The sequence below is a fragment of the Bradyrhizobium sp. 2S1 genome (assembly GCF_011516625.5).
In the GTDB taxonomy this organism is placed as follows: Bacteria; Pseudomonadota; Alphaproteobacteria; order Rhizobiales; family Xanthobacteraceae; genus Bradyrhizobium; species Bradyrhizobium septentrionale.
Genome location: NZ_CP147717.1, coordinates 4272535 through 4290248, shown reverse-complemented (window position 1 = coordinate 4290248; position 17714 = coordinate 4272535). Strand labels below are relative to the sequence as shown.

General features: G+C 63.6%; 6 protein-coding genes and 5 pseudogenes. 3 read left to right on the top strand and 8 right to left on the bottom strand.

Annotated features, from left to right (window positions below; genetic code table 11):
- Positions 1 to 49: 49 nt before the first annotated feature.
- The 7 genes and pseudogenes from HAP54_RS20270 to aceE form a co-directional block, all read right to left on the bottom strand.
- Positions 50 to 2326: an NADP-dependent malic enzyme gene (locus HAP54_RS20270; protein ID WP_166303158.1), complete on the bottom strand. Its 2277-nt coding sequence runs from the start codon at positions 2324 to 2326 to the stop codon at positions 50 to 52.
- A 140-nt stretch (positions 2327 to 2466) separates the two neighbouring features.
- A pseudogene (phbB, locus tag HAP54_RS20265) lies at positions 2467 to 3192 on the bottom strand (acetoacetyl-CoA reductase).
- A 64-nt stretch (positions 3193 to 3256) separates the two neighbouring features.
- On the bottom strand, positions 3257 to 4429 hold the full coding sequence (locus HAP54_RS20260) for an acetyl-CoA C-acetyltransferase (RefSeq protein ID WP_166308103.1): 1173 nt from the start codon (positions 4427 to 4429) through the stop codon (positions 3257 to 3259).
- 67 nt (positions 4430 to 4496) lie between these two features.
- Complete coding sequence (locus HAP54_RS20255) at positions 4497 to 5831, bottom strand: dicarboxylate/amino acid:cation symporter (RefSeq protein WP_166303155.1); 1335 nt, start codon at positions 5829 to 5831, stop codon at positions 4497 to 4499.
- Positions 5832 to 5879: 48 nt separating this feature from the next.
- Positions 5880 to 7625: a dihydrolipoyl dehydrogenase gene (gene lpdA, locus HAP54_RS20250; protein ID WP_166303152.1), complete on the bottom strand. Its 1746-nt coding sequence runs from the start codon at positions 7623 to 7625 to the stop codon at positions 5880 to 5882.
- A gap of 17 nt (positions 7626 to 7642) precedes the next feature.
- Entirely contained in the window at positions 7643 to 9208 is a 1566-nt protein-coding gene (locus tag HAP54_RS20245) for a dihydrolipoyllysine-residue acetyltransferase (protein WP_166303149.1), read from the bottom strand.
- 24 nt (positions 9209 to 9232) lie between these two features.
- Positions 9233 to 11913: pseudogene (gene aceE, locus HAP54_RS20240) on the bottom strand (pyruvate dehydrogenase (acetyl-transferring), homodimeric type).
- Between the two features lie 642 nt (positions 11914 to 12555).
- Here aceE and lipA point away from each other — a divergent pair.
- The 3 pseudogenes from lipA to HAP54_RS20225 form a co-directional block, all read left to right on the top strand.
- Positions 12556 to 13523 (top strand): annotated as a pseudogene (gene lipA, locus HAP54_RS20235) (lipoyl synthase).
- Positions 13524 to 13973: 450 nt separating this feature from the next.
- Positions 13974 to 14567 (top strand): annotated as a pseudogene (locus HAP54_RS20230) (GAF domain-containing protein); the annotation flags it as partial.
- Positions 14568 to 15098: 531 nt separating this feature from the next.
- Positions 15099 to 15956 (top strand): annotated as a pseudogene (locus HAP54_RS20225) (sigma 54-interacting transcriptional regulator); the annotation flags it as partial.
- Positions 15957 to 16052: 96 nt separating this feature from the next.
- Here HAP54_RS20225 and HAP54_RS20220 read toward each other — a convergent pair.
- Positions 16053 to 17681: a molecular chaperone GroEL gene (locus HAP54_RS20220; protein WP_166303143.1), complete on the bottom strand. Its 1629-nt coding sequence runs from the start codon at positions 17679 to 17681 to the stop codon at positions 16053 to 16055.
- Positions 17682 to 17714 lie beyond the last annotated feature (33 nt).

Below are 17714 nucleotides of genomic sequence, written 5' to 3'. Positions count from 1 at the left end.
GATGGCCTCGACCGATCGCGTTCACGTCCGCCCAATCATGTCCTTCCGGTCAGGCGCGCTCGGAAACCGCATCCGCGACGGCGACTGCAGCCATGTTCACGATGCGGCGGACAGTGGATGATGGCGTGAGAATATGCGCCGGCTTTGCCGCGCCGAGCAAAATCCCGCCGACCGTCAGCCCCTGCCCCGCGGCCATCCGCAACAGATTGTAGGAGATGTTGGCGGCATCCAAATTGGGCATCACCAGCACGTTGGCCGGACCGACGAAGCCGGAATCGGGGAATTCATGATCGAGCACGGACTGCGAGAGCGCCGCGTCGCCGCGCATCTCGCCCTCCACGGCCAGATCGGGCGATCGCCCGCGAATGATCGCACGCGCCTCCCGCATCTTGTGCGCTTCCGGCACCGCCGAGCTCCCAAAACTCGAATGCGACAGCAGCGCCACCCTCGGCGTGATACCGAAGCGCTTGACCTCCTCGGCTGCCAGCAAGGCGATGTCGGCAACCTGCTCGGCAGACGGGTTGAGATTGCAGTGGGTATCGCAAATGAAAAGCTGATGCTGCGGGAGAATGAGCATCTGCATCACGGCTAGTGTCCGCACGTTCTCCCGCGTTCCGATCACGTTGCGGATCGCAGCCAGGTGATCCGCGGTCCGTCCGATCACGCCGCACAGCATAGCGTCGCCGATGCCCCGTTCGAGCAGGATCGACGCAAGCACGGTCGCGTTGCTCCGCGTCTCCGAAAGCGCCAGCGCGGCCGACACGCCATCGCGCTTCCTCCGCGCGTGGTAGACTTCGGCGCATTTGGAATAGACCTCGGCATCGTGCGGATCGATGATCTCGCAGTCGGTGCCAGGCTTGAGCCGGAGCCCGAACGCCGCGATCCGATCGTCGATCGTCGCCGGCCGGCCAAGCAGCAGCGGCCTGGCGATCCCCTCGTCGACGATGACCTGCGCCGCGCGCAGCACGCGCTCATCCTCGCCCTCGGCCAGAACGAGGGATTTCCCGCTTCCCTTGGCCACGGAAAAGACCGGCTGCATCGCGTTGCCGGATTGATAGACGAACCGACCCAGCTGCTGGCGATAGGCATCCATATCGGCAATCGGACGTCGGGCGACGCCGCTGTCAACCGCGGCCCTGGCTACCGCCGGCGCGATCATGTCGATCAGGCGCGGGTCGAACGGTTTTGGAATGAGGTAGTCGCGGCCAAAGCGAAGTCCTTCGTCCTTGTAGGCGGCGGCGACGACTTCCGGAACCTCCGCCATGGCGAGGTCCGCGAGCGCGCGGACCGTCGCAAGCTTCATCTCCTCATTGATGGTGGTCGCGCCGCAGTCGAGCGCGCCGCGGAAGATGAACGGGAAGCAAAGCACATTGTTGATCTGGTTGGGGTAGTCCGAACGCCCGGTGCCGATGATCGCATCGGGACGCACCGCCAGCGCATCCTCCGGCATGATCTCAGGAATCGGATTGGCCATCGCGAAAATCAACGGATCGCGGCCCATCTTCTTGACCATATCAGGCGTCAGCACCTTGCCGGCCGACAGGCCGAGGAAGATGTCCGCGTCCGCAATGATGTCGTCCAGGCTTCGCGCATCCGTCTTCACGGCATAGCGCGCCTTGCTGTCGTCCATGCTTTCCAAGCGGCCGGCATAAACGACACCCTTGGCGTCGGTCACGATGATCCGCTCGCGCCGCAGTCCAAGGCTCACGATCAGATCAAGACAAGCGAGCGCAGCGGCGCCGGCGCCGGAGCAAACCAGCTTGACGTCCGCGATGTCCTTCTTGACCAGCTTCAGTCCATTGAGGATCGCCGCGGCCGCAATGATCGCGGTGCCGTGCTGATCGTCGTGGAACACCGGTATCTTCATCCGCTCGCGGAGCTTCTTCTCGATGTAGAAGCATTCCGGCGCCTTGATGTCCTCCAGGTTGATGCCGCCGAAGGTCGGCTCCATCCTGGCGATCGTCTCGATCAGCGCGTCGGGGTCTTCCTCGGCGAGTTCGATGTCGAAAACGTCGATTCCGGCGAACTTCTTGAACAGGCACGCCTTGCCTTCCATGACCGGCTTTCCGGCCAACGCGCCGATATTGCCGAGGCCGAGCACAGCGGTGCCGTTGGTGATGACGGCGACGAGATTGCTGCGTGCCGTCAGCACATCGGCCTGTAGCGGGTCCTTGGCGATGACCAGGCAAGGCTCCGCCACACCCGGTGAATACGCCAGCGCCAGATCGCGCTGGGTGGCCATCGCCTTGGTCGGCACCACGGAAATCTTTCCCGGCGTCGGCAAGCGATGATATTCGAGTGCGGCTTCCTTCAGATCCTGGTCCATCATGTTCCCCGGCTTGATGTCTTCGTCCGAGGGGCCGCAATGGGCTTGTCCCTCGCTTTCATTTTCGCCCTCGGCTGACGCCAGGCGGGCCCGCGTCGAGCGCACGCGCCGTCACCCTTGCGGCGCGTTGCCGGAACAGCTCAGACCACGTGCTGACCGCCATTCGCCGAGATCGTCGAGCCCGTGACGAAGCCGGCATCGTCGGACGCCAGGAACAGCACCGCGCGCGCGATCTCGTGCGGTTCACCCAAGCGGCCGACCGGAATCTGAGGCAGGATGTTCTTGGCCACGATCTCCGGGTTGATCGCCTTGACCATCTCGGTGGCGATATAGCCGGGACAGATCGCGTTCACCGTGATCCCGGCGCGCGCGCCTTCCTGGGCCAGCGCCTTCACGAAGCCGATGTCGCCTGCCTTGGCGGCGGAGTAGTTGACCTGGCCCATCTGGCCCTTCTGGCCGTTGATCGAGGAGATGCAAATCACCCGGCCGAACTTCCGCTCGCGCATGCCGTCCCACACCGGCCGCGTCATGTTGAACAGCGAGTTCAGGTTGGTGTTGATGACCGCGTACCATTGCTCCGCCGTCATCTTGTGGAACATGCCGTCCTTGGTGATGCCGGCATTGTTGACCAGCACCTCCACCGGCCCGAGATCGGCCTCGACCTGCTTCAGGCCGGCGACGCACGCCTCTTAGTTCGAGACATCCCATTTGTAGACATTGATGCCGGTCTCGGTCTTGAACTTCGCGGCCGCTTCATCATTGCCGGCATAGCTTGCCGCCACCTTGTATCCGGCTGCCTTGAGGGCGATCGAGATCGCCTCGCCGATACCGCGCGTTCCACCGGTCACCACTGCAACTCTGGACATGATTGCCTCCCGATCTTGATTGATTTGCACCCGCCGGCCCTTGTTGAGGTGAGCCCGGCCTCGCTCAGCGCTCGACCGTCAGGGCGACGCCCATGCCGCCGCCGATACACAGCGTGGCGAGACCCTTCTTCGCGCCACGCTTCTGCATTTCGAACAAGAGCGTCGTCAGAACCCGCGCGCCGGACGCGCCGATCGGATGGCCGATGGCAATGGCGCCACCGTTCACGTTCACGATCGACGGATCCCAGCCCATGTCCTTGTTGACGGCGATCGCCTGCGCCGCAAAGGCCTCATTGGCTTCGACAAGATCGAGGTCTTTGACTTTCCAGCCGGCCTTTTCCAGCGCCTTGCGCGATGCCGGAATTGGCCCCGAGCCCATCACCGCCGGATCGACGCCGGCGGTGGCCCACGAGACGATCTTCGCAAGCGGCGCCAGGCCGCGCTTGCTGGCTTCGTCGGCGCTCATCAACACCAGCGCGGCCGCACCGTCGTTGAGACCCGAAGCGTTTCCGGCGGTCACCGTGCCCTCCTTGTTGAAGGCAGGCTTCAGCTTGGCAAGCGCGTCCAGCGTCGTGCCCGGGCGGATGTATTCGTCCTGATCGACGACGATTTCTCCCTTTCGGGTCTTGACCGTGACTGGAACGATCTCGTCCTTGAACCGGCCGCCCTTCTGCGCATCCTCGGCCTTGTTCTGCGAGCCGGTCGCGAACGCATCCTGCTCCTCGCGGGTGATCTGCCATCTGGCGGCGATGTTCTCCGCCGTGACTCCCATGTGGTAGCCGTGGAAGGCATCGAGCAGGCCGTCCTTCAACATGGAGTCGATGAATTTGACGTCGCCCATCTTGGTGCCGCCGCGCATATGTGACAGATGCGGCGCCATCGACATCGACTCCATGCCGCCGGCGACGATGATCCTGGCGTCGCCATTGGCGATCTGCTGCAGGCCGAGCGCCACCGACCGCAGGCCCGAGCCGCACAGCTGGTTCATGCCCCACGCCGTCTTCTCCTGCGGAATGCCGGCTGCCATCGCGGCCTGCCACGCCGGGTTCTGGCCCTCGCCGCCGGACAAGACTTGGCCCAGGATGACCTCGTCGACGTCTTCAGGCGACACTTTGGCGCGTTCGAGGGCGCCCTTGATCGCGATCGCCCCGAGTTCGTGAGCGGGTATCGCCCCGAACGCTCCGTTGAAGGAGCCCACCGGTGTCCGCGCCGCGGAAACCACAACCACGTCCGTCATGACCAACTCCCTTGATACATTTCTGATGAACTGGCGGTGATCGTCGGCGACCACCTTCCGTATTCGCCTAGCCCGTCGTTACAGCGACTTCGATGTCGCTCGGATCGATGTCGCGATCGAGTCCGGCGCGCAGCTTCTCGCGGTCGAGTTCGCCTTCCCACCACGCCACGACGACGCAAGCGACGCCGTTGCCGCACAGATTGGTCAACGCCCGGCATTCGCTCATGAACTTGTCGATGCCGAGTACGATCGCCATGCCGGGAAGCAGCTCCGGCCTGACTGCCGCAAGCGTGCCAGCGAGCGTGATGAAGCCGGCGCCCGTGATTCCCGAGGCGCCCTTCGACGTCAGCATGGCGACGATGAGGATCGTCATCTGCTCGCCGAAGCTGAGCTCAACATTCATCGCCTGGGCGATGAACAGCGTCGCCAAGGTCATGTAGATGTTGGTGCCGTCGAGGTTGAAGGAGTAGCCGGTGGGCACGACAAGGCCAACGACCGACTTGGAGCAGCCGAGACGCTCCAGCTTTTCCATCAGCTGCGGCAGCGCGCTTTCCGAGGATGACGTGCCGAGCACGATCAGCAGCTCGTCCTTGATGTATTTGAGGAACTTGAAGATGGAGAAGCCGGCGATGCGGGCGATGATGCCGAGCCCGACGACCACGAACAGCAGCGCGGTGAGATAGAAGGTCGCGATCAGACCGGCGAGATTGCCGAGCGCCTGGGGACCGTAGCGGCCGATCGTGTAGGCCATGGCGCCAAAAGCGCCGATCGGCGCGACCTTGACGACGATCGAGATGACGCCGAACATCGCATGCGCGACGTCGTCGATCATCGAACGGACCGTGTGAGCCCGTTCGCCGAGCCCCATCAGCGCGAAGCCGAACAGGATGGCGAACAGCAGCACCTGCAGGATTTCGCCTTGGGCGAACGCTCCGACCACGGTGTCCGGAATGATGTGCAGGACGAAGTCCACCGACTTCATCTCGCTCGCCTGCTTGGCATAGCCGGCGACCGCGGCGGCGTTCGACTGGCCCTGGAAGCCCGCGCCCGGCCGCAGCACGTTGGCGACGATCAGGCCCAGCGCAAGCGCAAAGGTCGAGACGACCTCGAAATAGACCAGCGACTTGATCGCGACGCGACCCACTTTCTTCACTTCGGAAATGTGGGCGATCCCCGAAACCACCGTGCAGAAGATGATCGGCGCAATCGCCATCTTGATGAGCTTGACGAAGCCGTCGCCCATCGCCTTGATCCAGTCGTTCTTGGCGAGATCAGGCCAGAGCCAGCCGACAATCACGCCGAGCACGATCGCCGCGAGCACCTGAACGTACAGAATCCGGTAAAACGGCTTCTTCTGCGTGACAGGCAACGTTCCGGACGTCGCAGTGGTCGCTGCAGACATTGTGTCTTCTCCCTGATCTCTCTGTGCCTGCGTATCGGCAGGCAAACGTCATTTCTTCTTCTGTGGCGGCAGATCGGTGCAATGGCCCTCAAAGACCTCCGCCGCCATGCCGATGGACTCGCCGAGCGTCGGGTGCGGATGAATGGTCTTGCCGATATCCGCAGGCTCGCATCCCATCTCGATCGCAAGGCAGACCTCGCTGATCAGATCGCCCGCGTGCGTGCCGACGATCCCGCCGCCGATCACCCGATGGGTCGCCGAGTCGAACAGCAGCTTGGTGAAGCCCTCGTCGCGTCCGTTGGCAATGGCCCGGCCGGAGGCCGCCCAGGGAAAGACCGCCTTGCCGAACTTGATGCCCTCGGCCTTGCACTGCTCCTCGGTCTTGCCGGCCCAGGCCACTTCGGGATCGGTGTAGGCAACGGACGGAATCTGCCGCGCATCGAAATACGACTTCTCGCCATGGGCCACTTCGGCCGCCACATGACCTTCATGCACAGCCTTGTGCGCCAACATCGGCTGCCCCACGACGTCGCCAATGGCGAAGATGTGCGCCACGTTGGTGCGCATCTGCCTGTCGACGTCGATGAAGCCGCGATCCGTGACCGCGACACCGGCCTTGTCGGCGCCGATCTTCTTGCCGTTCGGGCTGCGGCCGACCGACACCAGAACGAGGTCATAGAGCTGCGGTCCGGCGGGGGCTTGCTCGCCTTCGAAGCTGACCTCGATCCCGGCTTCGGTGGCCTTCCCGCCGACCGTCTTGGTCTTCAGCATCACCTTGTCGAAGCGACCGGCGTTCATCTTGTCCCAGACCTTGACCAGGTCACGGTCGGCGCCCTGCATCAGGCCGTCGAGCATCTCGACGACGTCGATGCGCGCGCCAAGGGTAGAATACACCGTCGCCATTTCGAGCCCGATGATGCCGCCGCCGATCACCAGCATGCGCTTCGGGATCGACTTCAGCTGGAGCGCGCCGGTCGAATCGACGATGCGCGAATCCTCGGGTAGGAACGGCAGCTTCACGGACTGGCTGCCGGCGGCGATGATCGCCCTGGCGAATTTGATCGTCTTCTTGCCGCCTGCCACGGCAACCTCGAGATGATGCGGATCGTGGAACGCGCCGACGCCGGTCACCACCTCGACCTTGCGGGCCTTCGCCATCCCGGCGAGCCCGCCCGTCAGCTTCTTGATCACGCCTTCCTTGAAGGAGCGCAGCTTGCCGAGGTCGATCTGCGGCGCGCCAAACGAAATCCCGTGGTCCGGGAGATGCTTCACCTCGTCGACGACGGATGCCGTATGCAGCAGCGCCTTGCTCGGGATACAGCCGACGTTAAGACACACGCCGCCGAGCGTGTCGTAACGCTCGACCAGCACGGTCTTCATGCCGAGATCGGCGGCGCGGAAGGCGGCCGAATAGCCGCCGGGACCGGCGCCCAGCACCAGCATGTCGCATTCGATCTCCGCCTTGCCGGAATAGGACGCCGCGGCGGGCGCAACCGGCGGCGGCGCGGCGGCCGGCTGCGATGTGGGCGCGGGTGCCGGCGCAGCCACGGCGCCCGAGGTCTCCAGCACGAGGATCGTCGACCCTTCGCTCACCTTGTCGTCGACCTTGACCCTGACTTCCTTGACGACGCCGGCGTGCGAGGACGGGATCTCCATGGATGCCTTGTCGGACTCGACCATGATCAGGCTGGTATCGACCGCGACGGTCTCGCCGGGCTTCACCATGACCTCGATGACGGCGACGTCCTTGAATTCGCCGATATCGGGCACCTTCACTTCGATCTGCTGAGCCATGCTGCTCTCCCCCGATCTCAGAACAACACGCGCCGCAGATCGGCGAGCACATTGGCGAAGTAGACGTTGAAGCGTGCGGCGGCCGCACCGTCGATGACGCGGTGATCCCAGGACAGCGACAGCGGCAGAGTGAGGCGCGAGGTCCAGGTCTTGCCGTCAGGCGAATGCTGCTTCCAGTATCCCTTGCAGACGCCCATGATCGCGACTTCCGGCGCGTTGATGATCGGCGTGAAGTAGATGCCGCCGATGCCGCCCAGCGACGAGATCGAGAAGGTGCCGCCCTGCATCTGGTCCGGCTTGATCTTGCCCTCGCGCGCCAGCTTGGCGAGCGCGTTCATCTCGTTGGCGATCTCCGGCACCGATTTCTTGTCGGCATCGCGGATCACCGGCACCATCAGGCCGTTGGGCGTGTCCGCGGCAAATCCGATGTGCCAGTAGTTCTTGTAGACCAGCGTGTCGCCATCGAGACTGGCATTGAACTCCGGAAATTTCTGCAGCGTCGCGACCGCCGCCTTCACCATGAAGGGCAGCAGCGAGAGCTTGACGCCGCTCTTCTCCAGCTCCTTGTTCATCTTCACCCGGAATTGCTCGAGATCGGTGATATCGGCCTCGTCATGGGTCGTGACGTGCGGAATGACGACCCAGTTGCGGTGCAAATTAGCGGCCGAAATCTTCTTGATGCGGCCGAGCTCCTTGCGCTCGACCGGCCCGAATTTCGCGAAATCGACCTTGGGCCAGGGCAGCAGGTCGATGCCACCGACGCCGCCTCCGCTTGCCGCCGCAGCCTGCGGCTTGGCGGCTGATGCTCCGCCCTTGGCAAAGGTCTCGACATCCTCGCGCAGGATGCGGCCATGATTGCCCGAGCCCTTTACCTTGCCGAGATCGACACCCATCTCGCGCGCCAGCTTACGGACCGCGGGGCCGGCATAGGCAAGCGCAAAGGCCTTCTCGTCGACCCCGCCGGCCTGCGCCACGGCAGCGGCGGGTGCCGATGCTGCCGGTGCCGGCGCAGCCGCGGCAGGGCTGGCCGCGGCGGATGCATCGCTGGTCGCAAGCACGAGAATGATCGCGCCTTCGCTGACCTTGTCACCGGTCTTCACCTTGATCTCGCGCACGGTGCCCGAGAGCGGCGCCGGCACTTCCATTGTCGCCTTGTCCGACTCGAGCGCGATCAGCGGATCCTCAGCTTTGACGCTGTCGCCGGGCTTGACGAAGATCTCGATGACCGGAACGTCCTTGAAGTCGCCGATGTCGGGAACACGGACCTCGGCGATACCCGCCGGCGCGCTGACGGGCGAAGGCGGCGCGCTGACGACGGGGCGCGTTTCGGCCTGCTCGGCGCCCGCACCTTCGAACTGAACGATCACCACGCCTTCGCTCACCTTGTCGCCAACCTTGACGACCACTGCCTTCACCACGCCATCGCGCGGCGACGGCACCTCCATGGTCGCCTTGTCGGACTCCAGCGCGACCAGCGGATCCTCGGCCTTCACCTTGTCGCCCGGCTTGACGAAGACCTCGATGACCGGGACGCCTTTGAAGTCACCAATATCGGGAACCTTGATGTCGATCAGACCACTCATCGCTCTGCCCTCGGCTCCCCTGCCTCACACGGTCCACGGCGCGGCGCGCCCGGCATCGATCGGGTATTTGGCGATGGCCTCGGCGACGATTGCGGGCTTGATCGTTCCCTCATCGGCGAGCGCCTTGAGTGCCGCGACGGCGACATAGTGGCGGTCGACCTCGAAGAATTTCCGGAGCTTGACGCGATAGTCGCTGCGGCCGAACCCGTCGGTGCCGAGCACGACGTAGCGGCGGCCGGCCGCCTGCACGTATTCCCGGATCTGGTCGGGGTAGTTGCGCATGTAGTCGGTCGAAGCCACGACCGGCCCCGGATGCCCTTCGAGCTGCGCTTCCACCCAGCTCTTGCGGCGCGGCTCGGTCGGATGCAGCAGGTTCCAGCGTTCCGCCGCCATACCGTCACGACGCAGTTCGTTGAAGCTGGTTGCACTCCAGACGTCCGCGGTCACGCCGAAGTCCGCCTTGAGCAGATCGGCCGCCGCGATCACCTCGCGCAGGATCGTGCCCGAGCCGACGAGCTGGACGCGCAGTCCCTTTAACGCGGTCTCGCCGCCGTTCTTCAGGAGGTAGAGGCCTTTGAGAATTCCCTCCTCGGCGCCCGTGCCTGCGTCAGCCAGCGCCGGGTGCTGATAATTCTCGTTCATCAGGGTGATGTGGTAGAAGACGTCCTCCTGCGCCTCATACATGCGGCGCATGCCTTCGCGGACGATGGTCACGACCTCATAGGCGAAGGTCGGATCGTAGGAGATGCAGTTCGGGATGGTGGCGGCGAGCACGTGGCTGTGGCCGTCCTCATGCTGCAAGCCTTCGCCGTTCAGCGTGGTGCGGCCGGCCGTGCCGCCGAGCAGGAAGCCCCGGGCGCGCATGTCGCCTGCGAGCCAGGCGAGGTCGCCGACCCGCTGCAAGCCAAACATCGAGTAGTAGATGTAGAACGGGATCATCGGCACGTTGTGGTCGAGTAGGACGTCGCGGCGACAATCCAGCTCGACATCGCGCCGCCTTCGTTGATGCCTTCCTGGAAGACCTGCCCGCTCTTGTCCTCGCGATAGTACATCAGCTGATCGGCATCCTGCGGCCTGTAGAGCTGACCGACAGACGAATAGATGCCGAGTTGGCGGAACATGCCTTCCATGCCGAAGGTGCGGGATTCGTCCGGCACGATCGGCACGATGTGCTTGCCGATCACCTTGTCGCGCACAAGCGTACCAAGCAACTGCACGAACGCCATCGTGGTCGAGATTTCGCGCTCGCCGGTGTTTTCGAGCAGCCGCTGGAACGTCGAGAGCGGCGGAATTTGCAAGGACGCTGATTTGCGCCGGCGTTGCGGCAGGTAGCCGCCGAGCTTTTCGCGCTGTGCCCGGAAATACTTCATTTCCGGGCTATCTTCCGGCAGCCGGAGGAAAGGCACCTTGGCCAAATCGGCGTCGGAGACCGGCACCTGGAAGCGGTCACGGAAACCGCGCAGCGCGTCCTGCGTCATCTTCTTGGCCTGATGGGCGATCATCTGGCCTTCGCCGGATTCGCCCATGCCGTAGCCCTTGACGGTCTTCGGCAGAATGACCGTCGGCTGGCCCTTGTGGTTCACGGCCGCGGTGTAAGCGGCAAAGACCTTCTCGGGATCATGGCCGCCGCGCGCGAGCTGCCAGATATCGTCGTCGCTCATATCAGCGACGAGCTGTTTCGTTTCCTCATACTTGCCGAAGAAGTGTTCGCGAATGTAAGCGCCGCTCTTGCTCTTGAAGTCCTGGTATTCGCCGTCGACGCATTCCTCCATGAGCCTGAGCAGCAGCCCGCTCTTGTCCTTTTCCAGCAAGCGGTCCCAGCCCGAGCCCCACAGCACCTTGATGACGTTCCAGCCCGCACCGCGGAAAACGCTTTCGAGCTCCTGAACGATCTTGCCGTTGCCGCGGACGGGTCCATCGAGCCGCTGGAGGTTGCAGTTGATGACGAAGATCAGATTATCGAGGTTCTCGCGGCCGGCGAGCGAGATCGCGCCGAGCGATTCCGGCTCGTCGGTTTCGCCGTCGCCCATGAACGCCCAGACCTTGCGGTTGGACGTATCGGCCAGCTTGCGGTTCTCGAGATATTTCAGGAAGCGCGCCTGATAGATCGCCATCAAGGGCCCGAGCCCCATCGACACCGTCGGGAACTGCCAGAAGTCCGGCATCAACCAGGGATGCGGATAGCTCGACAATCCCTTGCCGCTGGTCTCCTGCCTGAAGCTGAGCAGCTGCTCCTCGCTCAATCGTCCTTCGAGGAAGGCGCGCGCGTAGATGCCGGGCGAGCAGTGCCCCTGGACAAAAATCAGGTCGCCGCCATGAGCATCGGTCGGCGCGTGCCAGAAATGGCCAAAGCCGATGTCATAGAGTGTGGCAGCCGACTGGAAGCTCGCGATATGGCCGCCGAGCTCCGAGCTTTCCTTGTTGGCGCGCAGAATGATCGCAAGGGCGTTCCAGCGGATGATGGAGCGAAGCTTGTGCTCGATCGCGCGGTCGCCGGGCAGCGCCGGCTGCTGGTCCAGCGGGATTGTGTTGCAATAGGGCGTCGTCAGCGACTGCTCGATCTGAAGGCCGCCGCGGCGCGCCGCCTCCAGCATCGCATTGACGACGAACTCGGCGCGTTCATTGCCGCGATGCCCCTGGACCGCCGACAAGGCATCAAGCCAGTCCCGGGTTTCCTGCGGATCCTGATCGTGAGCGTCCGCCATCGTCATTGCCTTCTCCATTGCATGCCAAGCCGAAGTCGCACGCCCGCGTTCATTGCGGCCCGCATTCATGCGGAAGCGCGCAATGCAAAACTGGCGATGTCCCGGTCGCGTTAGGTGGTGAGCTGAGTGTTGGTTGGCATCTGAACGTCCCCTCGCACTGTATATTCTGGAGCTGTTGCTCCTTTTGGCAGGTACCCAAGCAGCATTCGTGCCAAACCGCGAAATGCGCGAGCGATCGCGGGGATGTCGTTCAGTTTGCTTGGTTTTGCTCTGTAGGCCAACGCACCCGCCGCTGCATCGGCGTCGGATCCGTCTGACGCTCCGGAAAACCGGGCGGAGCGGTCATCCGAAATCTCGGATTGCGCTGGTCGAGGCGTCCGAAGATCGGGGACGATGCCGTCAAACCGCCCTGCGCACGCGGAGCGAGAGCTTCTCCGCACAGGCCGCACGCGGTCACCAACCGACAGCAGCGCGGAACGACAAATTCAAGTTGACGAGCTTCGCCTCGATGACTGAATGTCTGCGATCAAGCGCGCATCGGCGTTCTCATCGCGCGATGGCATGCGCAATTCGGAACGTGTCGCACGGTTTGAGCGGGGTCGCTGGCATGGTCGGCTCTCGCACACCACGAGGTTGGGGCGCATGACAGTGATACTCGATCTCCTCAACAACGATCCGCGCACGAAGCTGCGGGCCGATAGGCCGCGCCATCCCGAAAAAGCCAACCGCCCCGACACACCGCTGCAGAGCAAGCCGGCATGGATCCGCGTGAAGGCGCCCGGCTCGGCCCAATGGGCCGAGACGCGGCGCATCGTGCGCGAGAACAAGCTCGTGACCGTCTGCGAGGAAGCCGGTTGTCCCAACATCGGCGAATGCTGGACGAAGAAGCACGCGACCTTCATGATCATGGGCGACACCTGCACGCGCGCCTGCGCCTTCTGCAATGTGCGAACCGGCCTGCCCGGTCCGCTCGACGCCGATGAGCCCAGCAAGGTCGCCGAAGCAGTGGCCAAGTTGGGACTGGAGCACGTGGTCGTCACCTCGGTCGATCGCGACGATCTGGCCGACGGCGGCGCCGCCCATTTCGCTGCGACCATTGCCGCCATTCGCGCAACCAGTCCCGGCACGTCGATCGAAATCCTCACCCCGGATTTTCTGCGCAAGAGTGGCGCGCTCGAAAGCGTTGTTGCGGCGAGCCCTGACGTGTTCAACCACAATCTGGAGACGGTGCCGTCGAAGTATCTGACGGTGCGCCCGGGCGCGCGCTATTTCCATTCGGTCCGGCTGCTACAGCGCGTGAAGGAGCTCGACGCACGGATCTTCACCAAGTGGGGGACATGGTCGGCCTCGGCGAAGACCGCAGCGAGGTGCTGCAACTGATGGACGATCTGCGCTCCGCCGACGTCGATTTCCTGACCATCGGCCAGTATCTCCAACCGACGCGCAAGCACCATCCCGTCGTCAGCTTCGTGCCGCCTGACGAATTCGAAGCCTATGAGAAGACCGCGTATGCCAAGGGCTTCCTGATGGTCTCGGCCACCCCGCTGACGCGCTCCTCGCACCACGCAGGCGACGACTTCCGCAAATTGCGTGAGCGCAGACATCGCTAGCCACTGGCTGCGATCGAACGGCGCATCTCATTTGATGGGAGGATTCCCGCCAACTGGTCGGCGGCGAGGTCCCAGCGCGCCTTTGCGCACATATTTGGTAGGGGAGCGTTACCGCCTTTTCCCGGATGCTGCGCCGCACTACAGCGGGCCCTAGCCCGGACTTTCGAACACATCGAGCCGCGGCCCAGCGGAACCTCGATCGCCACCTTTGCTAGAACCATTCAAAACGTATAGGCTGATCTGGTCAACGGGCTTGGGAGAAAAGCCTGGGACGTTGGGGACGTGGGACGCTGAAGGGTTGTTTGATCGGAAGGCGCGATCGTCTTCACTGCGGGTGCGACGGGTAGGGAATCCGATTCAGGCGCCGTTACGGTGGCCTGGAAGGGTCTTACCGTCGGACTTTGCGTGAGCGAACCGGCAGTTGCGGCAGGCCCCCCCGCATTCAGGTGAATGATCGCAGGGCCCGTCATGAGCGGGTCCGGCATCTTTCACGTCGGAGGAGCCGGGATGGATCAACGAGAAGTGCTGGCGGCGTGGGAGAAGTTTGTCGAGCGCGGAGCGTTGTCATCCGACCTGAGATCATCGGTAGCAGCGTCGTGGCAGCGATCCAGGAACCATCACGTCACCGTCGACCGTGCGCGAGCGCCACTCGTCGCGGACGCCGAGTTGTTTCGCCATCGCTCCAAGTACGCGTCGCTCCGTCATGCCGCCCGCTGCGCGCTCGAGAATTCAAGAACATTCCTGCGCGATGCAAACTCAATCATGATCCTCACCGATCCGAGTGGGCTGATCATCGATACGCAGGGTGACGACAGGGTCATTGACGCCGGCCGCGCAGTCCATCTCGAACACGGAGGTCGCTGGAGCGAGGCCGACATCGGCACCAACGCGATTGGCGCCGCGATAGCGGAATCGAAACCTGTCCAAATTCACGGTACCGAGCATTTCTGCTCGGAGGTGCAACGGTGGACCTGCGCTGCCGTCCCGGTTCATGACCCGACCGATGGCGAACTGCTTGGCGTGGTCGATATCTCGGGTCCTGCAAGCACCTTCAATCCGCAGAGCCTGGCCTTGGCCGTCGCGGTCGGCCATCACGTGGAAAGCGTCCTCGCCCAATCGGTCCGACAGGAACATGAGGAGTTGCTTTGCCGCTTTCTCGCCAAGAGATCGCAATGGGCGAACGATGAATGCATCGTGCTTGATCGCCGTGGCATGATCCTCCACGCCACCGAGCGTGCCCTGAACGCGCTCCAGCATGATCGCCACGGCATTCGCAACGACGCGCCAACCCGCTTCTTGAAGACGGTTCCCTTCGACGAGTGGCCGATCAGGTTGAAGGAGCTGCTTCCCAATGCGAGCGTCAACTTCGTCGAGAACGAGCGCTCCGGCATCGGCGCCATCGTGGTGCTGCATGCGCGACGACGCCAGTTGATCACGCATCGCGACGTCCAGAAATCGAGATCCGAATCTGAAGGCCGCGAGACCGCGAGCTCATCATCTGCCCGAAAGGATTCAAAGCCGGAACCGCGGTCTCTTCAGAGCCCGGCCGCCGGCTTCGTTGCGCGCGACCCCGCGGTCCGGGCCATCGTCCGTCAAGTCGAGACCGCGGCAGCACGCAAGATGCCCATCCTGATCCGCGGCGAGACCGGAACCGGCAAGGAGCAGCTTGCCCGCCACGCCCATATGGCAAGTGGGCGAACCGGCGCGTTCATCCCCGTGAATTGCGCCGCCCTGCCGGAAAGCCTGATCGAGAGCGAGCTGTTTGGCTATGCCGAGGGAGCATTCACCGGGGCGCGGCGCGGCGGCGCGATTGGACTGGTCAGGGAGGCCGACGGCGGCACGCTGTTCCTTGACGAAATCGGCGACATGCCCGTCGCGCTGCAGGCGGTGCTTCTGCGCCTGCTCGACGACTGGACCGTGCGCCCCGTCGGCGGCGTCAGATCGAAGGTCGATGTCTTTCTGATCTCCGCCACCAACGCCAGGTTGGACAAGGCCATCGCCGAAGGCCGGTTCCGATCCGACCTGCTCTATCGTCTCAATACGCTCGAGGTCACTCTGCCGCGACTCCGGGACCGCAACGACTTTGATGCCATCGTTCGCCATCTGCTCAATACGATCGACCCGACTTGCGAGATCACGCCGACCGACATTGCGCATCTCGCCGCACGTCCCTGGCCTGGCAACGTCCGCGAGCTCCGCAACGTTCTGGCGCGATTCAGCCTTGCCGCTGCGGACGGATTCATCAACGAAGCAAGCGCGGAGAACATCGTTCACCCCGCCGGAACTGAGTCCGGATCACTTCACGACATCCATCGCGCGCGAATCCTTGTGGTTTATGCCGAGACCGCCGGAAACGTCAGCGAAACCGCGCGCCGTCTCGGCGTCTCAAGAAACACCATCTATCGCGCTCTCGGGCAGAAGAAGCCCGAGTGATGCCATAGCGCCTCGAACCGCTGGATGCCGCGAGTATCGCAGCATGCTCGGCTATCGACGGAGCGCCGGTCGCTTCGAACCGATGATCCGTTCCGTTCAAAGCAGCTCAGCACCACCACCTCGCGCCGGGCCAGCGGTCGGATCATAATCATCCGGCTTCTTGGCGATCAAGGTCTGCGTCGTCAGGATCAGTCCGGCCACCGATGCCGCATTGCGAACCGCGCTGTAGCAAACCTTGACCGGGTCGATGATGCCAGCTTCGACAAGATCGACCGCCGAGCCATTGCGCACATCGAGCCCTTGGCCATTCCTGGCCTTGGCAACTTTCGCTACCTCCGCCTCCCCGTTCAGGCCGGCATTGGCGGCAATGTAGAAAAGCGGCCGACTGAGCGCGCGTTGCAGCAGCTCGGCGCCCTGCCTGGCGCCTCCGTCCAGACGATTGATCAATTCGTCGAGCCTTGCAGCGATCCTGAGCAAGGCCACTCCGCCACCCGGCACAATGCCTTCTTCGAGCGCGGCGCGGGTCGCGTTGATGGCATCCTCGATCAATTGGGTCCGGCGTTTTTGCTCGACCGGCGTCGCGCCGCCGGCGAGAATCATCGCTGTGCCGCCGGACAGTTTTGCGATGCGCTCCTGGAACTTGTCCCGCTCGATATTTTCGGGACCGGCATCGTATTGGCGCAACACCTGTTCGCGTCGCGCCGCGATGGTCTTCTGATCGCCACCTCCCGCCGTGATCAGGGTCTTCGAGGCGGAAATGCGCACCTGGCGCGCGGACCCAAGGTCGTGCAGTTCCGCCTTCTCGAGCCTTCCGCCCAGATCAGCCGAGATGACGCGCCCTCCGGTCGTGATCGCAATATCCTCGAGCATTGCCTTGCGCCAATGGCCGAACTCCGGCGGGTGAATCGCGGCGACCTTGAAATTGGATTTCTCCCGACGCGCCAGCAATTGCATGATGACCGATGGCGCCACTTCCTCGGCGATGATCAGCAAAGGTCGACCGCTCTTCTCGATCAGGGAGATCACACCAGCGAGTTGCTCCCCGGCCTGGATCTTGAGATCGGTCATGACGATGAACGGATTGTCGAGAACCACCTGCATTTTCTCGACATCGGTGACCATGTGATGTGAAAGATAGCCGCGATCGAAGGCCATGCCTTCAACGATTTCCAGCGTCGTCTCGACTGTATTGCCGAATTCCACCGCGACGATTCCGTGATTGCCGGCGCGCTCGAAGGCTTCGCCCACCATGTCGCCAAGCGTTGTGTCGTTGGCCGCAATGCTCGCGACAGCCCGCAGGCCGGCAGGCCCCTGCAGCGGTCTCGCCGACCGTCGCAACGCCGTGATGGTCTCGGTAACCGCCAGCTCCAGCCCTTCAACCAGCTCGACCGGATTGGCGCCGGCCGCCAGACATTTCAGGCCTTCCTGCACAAGAACATCGGCGAGCACGGTGGCCGTGGTGGTGCCGTCCCCCGCCACCTCATTGGTTCGCGCTGAAACCTCGCGTAACACTTGCGCGCCCATATTCTCAAACGGGCATTCAAGTTCGATTTCGCTGGCAATGCTGACGCCATCGCGCGACACGATCGGCGTGCCGATCGGTCGGTCCATGATCGCGTTCATGCCCTTCGGACCCAGCGTACCGCGTACCGCCTTGGCGAGCTTGGCGACGCCCCGGCCCAGCGCGGCCCGCGCAGCTTCATCGTGCAACATGATCTTCGGCATTCTAAATCCCCGACTTTGCCTTGAGGTCGTCTG